Annotated in this window: 6 protein-coding genes and 1 tRNA gene; 3 read left to right on the forward strand and 4 right to left on the reverse strand. The window is 72.8% G+C overall.

Annotated features, from left to right (window positions below):
• Window positions 1–645: 645 nt before the first annotated feature.
• Window positions 646–729, reverse strand: a tRNA-Tyr gene (locus AB0C22_RS27805).
• 148 nt (window positions 730–877) lie between these two features.
• Here AB0C22_RS27805 and AB0C22_RS27810 point away from each other — a divergent pair.
• Window positions 878–1,372: a YajQ family cyclic di-GMP-binding protein gene (locus tag AB0C22_RS27810; RefSeq protein ID WP_219464781.1), complete on the forward strand. Its 495-nt coding sequence runs from the start codon at window positions 878–880 to the stop codon at window positions 1,370–1,372.
• A gap of 114 nt (window positions 1,373–1,486) precedes the next feature.
• Here AB0C22_RS27810 and AB0C22_RS27815 read toward each other — a convergent pair whose 3' ends face one another.
• Window positions 1,487–2,746 (reverse strand): MFS transporter, encoded by a 1,260-nt coding sequence (locus AB0C22_RS27815; RefSeq protein WP_357537888.1) that lies wholly within the window; start codon window positions 2,744–2,746, stop codon window positions 1,487–1,489.
• Between the two features lie 189 nt (window positions 2,747–2,935).
• On the opposite strand from AB0C22_RS27815, the gene AB0C22_RS27820 reads away from it, so the two are divergent.
• Both AB0C22_RS27820 and AB0C22_RS27825 read left to right on the forward strand, forming a co-directional pair.
• Window positions 2,936–3,106, forward strand: a complete 171-nt coding sequence (locus AB0C22_RS27820; protein WP_219464783.1) for a hypothetical protein — start codon at window positions 2,936–2,938, stop codon at window positions 3,104–3,106.
• On the forward strand, window positions 3,106–4,326 hold the full coding sequence (locus AB0C22_RS27825; RefSeq protein WP_219464786.1) for an MFS transporter: 1,221 nt from the start codon (window positions 3,106–3,108) through the stop codon (window positions 4,324–4,326). The genes AB0C22_RS27820 and AB0C22_RS27825 overlap by 1 nt, the downstream gene beginning before the upstream one ends.
• A 144-nt stretch (window positions 4,327–4,470) precedes the next feature.
• On the opposite strand, the gene htpX is transcribed toward AB0C22_RS27825, so the two are convergent.
• Together htpX and AB0C22_RS27835 are read right to left on the reverse strand one after the other, a co-directional pair.
• A complete protein-coding gene (gene htpX, locus AB0C22_RS27830) occupies window positions 4,471–5,349 on the reverse strand; it encodes a zinc metalloprotease HtpX (RefSeq protein WP_357537890.1) in 879 nt (292 codons plus the stop codon).
• Between the two features lie 201 nt (window positions 5,350–5,550).
• Window positions 5,551–7,104, reverse strand: a complete 1,554-nt coding sequence (locus tag AB0C22_RS27835; RefSeq protein WP_357537892.1) for an NADH-quinone oxidoreductase subunit N — start codon at window positions 7,102–7,104, stop codon at window positions 5,551–5,553.
• Window positions 7,105–7,277 lie beyond the last annotated feature (173 nt).

Genomic DNA, 7,277 nt, shown 5'->3' on the forward strand with positions numbered 1-7,277 from the left:
TCGCCACATGATTACGAGTGTCCCCGCCTGGTCAAGCCGCTCCCGATCGACGGTCCACCGCCCCTCTCTATTTATCCCGACTCCCACCTCTGCCGGTTCGAACCGCCGGCACATATGCGAGCGCATCGCTGATCTTGCCATTCATGATGTCGTCTCCCCCGTCGATACAGTTGGCGTAGACCGGGAGCAGGACGGCGGCGCCGTGGCACAGGCTCCGGGCAGCCTCGCTCGGCAGGACGCCGGTGTTCGGCCAGAGCGAGGCCGCCACGTGACGTAGGTCGTGTGGCCGGCGAACGAGCGGCGAGGCGACCTGCGCTTCGGTCAGCGCCCTCTCCCTGGCGAGCTTCTACTACACGACTCGGACGGCAGCCCGGGGTTCTCGCTCCGCAGGTCGCCGAGTGGGCCAGGCACAGTGTGCACGTCCTGATGAAGGTCTACGCGAAGTGCATCGACGGTCAGCAGGAGGCCGCCAAGAGGCGGATCGAGAACGCGCTCAGGATCGAGGACCAGGAAGGATCTTGACCGAACTCTGCCGCGTATTTGCCGTGACGAGGGAGATCCAACGGCACTGAGTGAGACTCAGTGGGATCGACGAGAGAAGCCCCTCACCTGTGTTTCATCAGGTAAGGGGCTCCTCTGTGCACCTGGTGGCGGGTAGAGGATTCGAACCTCTGTAGCTTTCGCGACGGATTTACAGTCCGCTCCCATTGGCCGCTCGGGCAACCCGCCAGGGCACACCACCGCGTCGCAACGCGGCAGCGGAGCAAGGATAGCGGTCGCCCCCGGGGGGATGGCAACCGGGTACCGTCAGAGGGTCGTGGGGCTGGTCAGCACCGCGACGACCCTGACAGACCGCCGGACAAGCAGGAGCATCAGCATGGCAGCGAACCCGTCGTTCGACATCGTGAGCAAGGTCGACCGGCAGGAGGTCGACAACGCCCTCCGCCAGACGGAGAAGGAGCTTGCCCAGCGGTTCGACTTCCGTGGCACCGGCGCCGAGATCTCCTGGTCGGGAGAGGAGGCGATCAGCCTCCAGGCGGAGACCGAGGAGCGGGTCGCCGCCGCGCTCGACGTTTTCAAGGAGAAGCTGGTCAAGCGGAACATCTCGTTGAAGTCCCTGGACGCCGGTGACCCGCGTTCCTCGGGCAAGATTTTCAAGATCGACGCCAAGGTGATCCAGGGCATCGAGTCGGACAAGGCCAAGGCGATCAGCAAGAAGATCCGCGACGAGGGCCCGAAGGGCGTCCAGGCGCAGATCCAGGGCGACCAGCTCCGGGTGACCGGCAAGAAGAAGGACGACCTCCAGGCCGTCATCACGCTGCTCAAGGGCGAGGACTTCGGGGTGGCCCTCCAGTTCACCAACTACCGCTGACCCGCTAGCCGGGCTCCACCCGACCGGGCGGTCGTCCCCCACGGGGACGGCCGCCCGCCGCACAAACCCCGGAAGACGGCGGGGCCGCGTACACCCGAGGGGCGCGCGAGATGGTCAGACGGTGACGGGGTGTTCGGCGCGGGTGGCGGCGGCCTCGGCGCGGGCGATCGGGCCGCCGGGCAGGGCCGCGACGGCGGCCCCGACGCCGACCGCCCCGGCGGCGAAGAGGAACGCCCAGGGCACCCCGGCGGCGTGGTCGACGATCAGGCCGGCCACCGCGCCGCCGGCCGCGCTCGCCGCCACCGACATGGTCACCACCCAGGTGTACGCCTCGTTGAGCATGCCCGTCGGGGTGATCCGCCCGACCAGGGTGTTCTCCAGGGTCAACGCGGGGGCGATGGTGGCCCCGCCGATCACCAGGGCGATGCCGAGGGATACCGGGCCGGGCATCACCGCGAAGATCGCCAGGGTGCCGGCCACCGCCGCGAGCAGCCAGGCGAACTGGCGGGTCATGTTGGCCGCCGGGCGGCGTACCCCGAACCAGAAACCGCCTGCGGCGCTGCCCACCCCCCAGACGGCGAGCAGCAGGCCGGCCAGGCTCTCCGGGTCGTCGGTGGGCTGGTTGCCGGCGAACGCCGGCACGATCACCCCGGCCGCGCCGAAGGCGATGCCGAGGCTCGCCACGCAGACCAGCAGCGCCGGGAAGCCACCCACCCGCAGCGGGCCGAGCCCCCGGGCATGGTGCTCACGCGAGTGGGGCCGCCAGCCGCGCATCACCCGGCCCAGCGCCACCCCGGCGGTGCCGACCAGGGTCACCACGGCCGCGCCGAGCAGTGCGGCGGCGGCGTCGGCCAGCAGGACGAACCCGGCCACCAGCAGCGGACCGAGCACGAAGACGACCTCGAACAGCGACGTCTCGGCGGCCAGCGCGGTGTTGCGCAGCTGGTACCGGCCGCTCGCCGGGGCGGTCAGGTCGTTCCAGGCACCCCGGATGGCGGCGGTCAGCGGCGGGTAGGTGGCCCCGGCCAGACCGGCGGCCAGGTAGATCAGGCGCAGGTCGGCGTTGTCGGCGCGGCTCGCTCCGAGCAGCCCGAACAGGGCCAGCGGGTGGGCAACGGCGGTGACCAGCAGCACCGGGGTGGGGCCGACCCGGTCGGCGATCCGGCCGGCGACCGGGCTGAGTGCGGCACCGGACAGCGCGTAGATGCCGCCGGCCACGGCGGCGAGGGAGTACCGGCCGGTGACCTGCTCCACGACCAGCAGCAACGCCAGCGGCGTCATCCCGATGCCGAGGCGACCGACGACACCGAGGAGCAGCAGCAGCGGCGCCCCGGGAATCCGCCAGACGCCCAGGTACTGGCGCAGTGCGGCCACGGTGGCACCTCCCAGGAGACGATCAGGTAACGACTCAGAACCCTGTAGACCCTAACGCCGCAGGTCGCTCCGGGAATGGTCGATTCACTCACACCCCGGGCCGCTGACCCGGTGGCGGCGAGAGGGTAACTTGCTGATCGACCCAGATACATACACCGCTGAATCGCCCCCGACGCCGTAGGAGGTCCGATGGTCGGCACCACGATCGAGCACCGCCGGCCCGGCCCGGCGCCCCGCGACAGCCAGCGCCGATCCGGCCCGGCCGGCCGCGACGGCCAGCGCCACCAGCCGACCCGGGTGCTCCGGGAAAGCAGCCGTCACCGGCAGAACGGGGTCGAGGAAGCGAACCTGACGACCTGATGACCGACGCCGACGAGCGGCTCTCGCCGACACCCGGTTACCTGGCGCTGTTCCGCCACCCGGTGGCTTCCCGTCTGGTCACCGCCCGGGGCATCTCCGAGCTGGGCGACTTCGTGGGGCTGGCCGCGCTGCTGCTGCTCGCGTACGACCAGACGCAGTCGGTCCTCGGGCCCGCCGCCGTGTACGCCGCCCGAGCCCTCCCCGCCCTGCTGGTCGCCACGGTGTTCAGCGGCTGGCTGGACGTGCCGGCCCGCCGTACCCTGCTGGTCTGGCTCTCGCTGGCCGGCGCGGTGCTGATCGCGGTGCCGCTCGTGTCGCCCCGGCCGGTGCCGGCGATCATCGCGGCGGGTCTGCTCGGCGCGGTCCGGGCCGCCTACTCCAGCGTCAACGTGGCGGTCGCCGCCGAGTCGGTGGACGCCCCGCTGCGGCTGCCGCTGTTCGGCCTGTCCGCCTTCGCCAACCAGGTCGGCCAGGTGGTGGGGCTGCTGGCCGGGGCCAGCATCACCGTGGCCCTCGGCCCCCGGGTGGCGCTCCTGATCGACCTGGTCTCGTTCCTGCTCGCGGCGGTGGTGCTGGCCGGGCTGCCGACCGGGCAGCAGCGGCGGCGCGGGCCACGCCCACCGGCCACCGCCGGCATCCGGACCATCGCCGGGCACCCGGTGCTGCGCGGCGTCGCCCTGCTCACCCTCGCCACGGTCGTCTCCGGCGCGCTGCCCGAGACCCTCACCCCGGACCTCGCCGACGGGGCCTGGCGGCCCGTGGTGCTGGCCTCGTCGGCGTTGGGCGGCGCGGTCTTCGTGCTGGTGCTGGGGCGGGGCACCTGGCTGGGCCGGCTGACCGGGCAGGTCACCGTGGCCGCCGCCCTGGCCGGGGCGCTGCTGCTGGCCGCCCTGCTGGTCGCCACGCATGCCCCGGTGTGGGCGCTGGCCTGCGCCAACGCGTTGATCGGCGCGGGTGGCGGTTGGCTGATCGGCGCGCAGGCCACCTTTGCCCGGCTGGCACCGGTGGAACGGATGGGGCAGGTGGAGGCGACCATCGTGGCCGCCAACATCGTCGTCGCCGGCTGCGGGATCTTCCTGCTCGGGTCGGCCGCCGCGTTGTTCGGGCCGGCCGTGGCGTACCTGCTGGCCGGGGTGCTGCTGCTGGTCGTGGTGCTGCTGACCCGCCCCGACCGGCTGCCGGCCGACGCCGGCCCGCAACCGACCGTTTCCCCGCACTGACGCCCTCCGGCGGCCCTGCTCCCGGCGGGAGGCAACGCGCCGGCCCGCTGACGGGACCACCGCGCCCGTGGTCCCGGCGGAGGTACCGCGCAGACGACCGCGCCCGCGTCCGGGACGTGGACGCGGGCGCGGGGTCGGTGCGGGTCAGCGCTGGAACTGCACGGGGCCGGAGTTGCGGGCAATCTGCTCCAGCCGGGCCACCCGCTCCTCCATCCGGGGGTGGGTGGAGAAGAGCGCGGCGATGCCGCCACCCCGCTTGAACGGGTTGTCGATCATCAGGTGGGCGGTGCTGGTGAGCTGCCCCTGGGCGGGCAGCGGCCGGGCCTGAGTCCCCAGGTGGATCTTGCGGAGGGCGCTGGCCAGGGCCAACGGGTCCCGGGTGAGCTGCGCACCCGACGCGTCCGCCTGGAACTCCCGGCTCCGGCTGATCGCCAACTGGATCACGGTGGCCGCGATCGGGCCGAGAATGATGGTGAGCAGCAGCACCGCCGGGTTCGGGCCGTCCTCGTCGTTGCTCCCACCCAGCGGGATGAAGAACGCCAGGTTCGCCAGCATGGTGATGATGCCGGCCAGCCCGGCCGCCACGCTGGAGATCAGGATGTCCCGGTTGTAGACGTGGGACAGCTCGTGGCCGATCACCCCGCGCAGCTCGCGGTAGTCGAGGATCTCGGTGATCCCGTGGGTGACGCAGACCGCCGCGTTGGCCGGGTTACGACCGGTCGCGAACGCGTTGGGCTGCGAGGTGGGGCTCACGTACAGCCGGGGCATCGGCTGCCCGGCCTCGGTGGCCAGCTCCCGGACCATCCGGTACAACTCGGGGAACTGGGCCTCGGTGACCGGTTGCGCCTTCATCGAGCGCAATGCCAGCTTGTCGGAGAAGAAGTAGGTCACGCCGTTCATCAGCAACGAGACGACGACGGCGACGACGAGGCCACCGCTCCCACCGAACCAGTAGCCGACCGCGAGGATCAGCGAGGTCAGCAGGCCCAGCAGCGCTGCGGTCTTCAGACGGTTGTGATGCACGATCGCTCCTTCGGTGCGCGGGTCGCGCGGGACCCGCTGACCGGTACAACGTCACCGGTACCCGTCAACCATCCAGCTCATGACTGGCAGTTGACTGACAGAAGCTGGGAACCCGCTGAACGGACCGGACACCGGGGACGACCCGGGACACCAGCTCAGGGGGCATCCCGAGGCGCCCGGGTCAGGAGCTTCGGCGGCTGCTCAGCGGGACGCGAGGTCCAGCACCCACTGCGGGGCGAAGCCGATCACCACGGCCAGCGCGGTCGCCCCGGTCAGCGCCACGGTGACCGGCCAGGCCACCCGACCGGACCCCACCCCGGGTGCGACGGCCGGCCCGGCGGGGGGCGTGACGGCCGACTCCCCGGAAGGCGTCAGGGCGGCCGACTCCCCGGGGTGCGTCGGGGCGGTCGGCAGTGGGGTCGGGTCGGCGTAGAGAGTCGCGGCGATCCGCAGGTAGTAGGCCAGGCCGATGACCGCGTTCAGCGCCACCACCAGGGCCAGCCAACCGGCCCCGCCGTCCAGCAACGCCCGGACCACGGTCACCTTGGCGAACAGCCCCGCCAGCCCGGGAGGCAGGCCGGCCAACCCGACCAGGGCCAGCGCAAAGGCCGCCCCCGCCCAGGGCCGCCGCCGGGCCACCCCACGCAGGTCCGCCAGCGTGCCGCCGTCCGCACCCGCTGGCCGCAACGCCACCAGCGCCGCGAACGCCGCCAGCTCCACCACCACGAAGAAGACCGCGTACGCCACCACGGCGGCGTACGCCCCGGCCCGGACGTCGTCGACCCGGCCGGCGGCCAGCGCCAACACCCCCAGCGGGGCCAGGATGTAACCAGCCTGGGCCACCGACGACCAGGCGAGCAGCCGGACGGCACGCCGCTGGCGCAGCGCCACCAGGTTGCCCACGGTCATGGTGAACACCGCCAGCAGGGCCAGCACCGGGCCGGTCACCTCGGCCGGCAGCGCCCGCTGCACCACCGCCAGCAGGGCCACCACCCCACCCAGCTTCGACGCGGTGGACAGGTAGGCGGCCACCGGCAGCGGCGCTCCGTCGTAGGTGGCCGGGGCCCAGGCGTGGAACGGCACCGCGGCGACCTTGAAGGCCAGCCCGAGCACCAGCAACGCCACCGCCGCCGGAATCAACGGCAGGTCGGGCGCGTCGGCCAGCAACCCGCCGAGCCGGCCCAGGTGCAGGCCGCCGGTCGCCGCATAGAGCAGGGCCGCGCCGAGCAGGGTGACCGTCGTGGCCACCACGCTCACCACGAAGAAGGTGACCGCCGCCTCCGCGCTGGCCAGGCTGCCCCGACGCAGGCCGACCAGCACGTACAACGGCAGGGTCAGGGTCTCCAGGGCGACGATCAGGGTGATCAGGTCACCGGCCGCGCCGAGCACCACGCCACCGGTCATCGAGCAGGCCAGCAGGAAGCAGTACTCCCCGACCGGCGTCGGGCCGCCGCGCAGCAGCGGCCCGGACAGCCCGAGCACCCCCAGGGTGAGCAGGGCGAACACCCCGGCGACCAGGGCCGCCCGGCCGTCGAACACCCACGAGCAGTCGGCACCCGCACAGAAGGTCCGCCGGGTGCCGGCGCCCACCACCACCGCACCGACCCCGGTGGCGACGACGCCCGCGCAGGCCACGGCCACCGTCGCGCCGGCCCGGCCGACCAGCAGATCCGCCAGCAGCACGAGTACGGCGGTGCCGGCCGCCAGGTACGCCGGCAGCAACGCCACGTTGTCGACGCTCTGCACGAGACTCACCGGTGCTCACCTCCGTTCGCGACTGCGGGGCTCCGCTGCGCTGCACTCCTCGCGCTCACCGCACCCGCCTTCCGCTCGCGACTGCGGGGCTCCGCTGCGCTGCACTCCTCGCGCTCACCGCACCCGCCTTCCGCTCGCGACTGCGGGGCTCCGCTGCGCTGCACTCCTCGCGC

Origin of the sequence: Micromonospora sp. NPDC048894 (genome assembly GCF_040649765.1) — a bacterium.
In the GTDB taxonomy this organism is placed as follows: domain Bacteria; phylum Actinomycetota; class Actinomycetes; order Mycobacteriales; family Micromonosporaceae; genus Micromonospora; species Micromonospora antibiotica.

Excerpts from the sequence above, each read along its gene's own strand:
- AB0C22_RS27810 (WP_219464781.1), top strand. The coding sequence starts at position 878 with ATGGCAGCGAACCCGTCGTTCGACATCGTGAGCAAGGTCGACCGGCAG.
- AB0C22_RS27820 (WP_219464783.1), top strand. The coding sequence starts at position 2,936 with ATGGTCGGCACCACGATCGAGCACCGCCGGCCCGGCCCGGCGCCCCGC.
- AB0C22_RS27825 (WP_219464786.1), top strand. The coding sequence starts at position 3,106 with ATGACCGACGCCGACGAGCGGCTCTCGCCGACACCCGGTTACCTGGCG.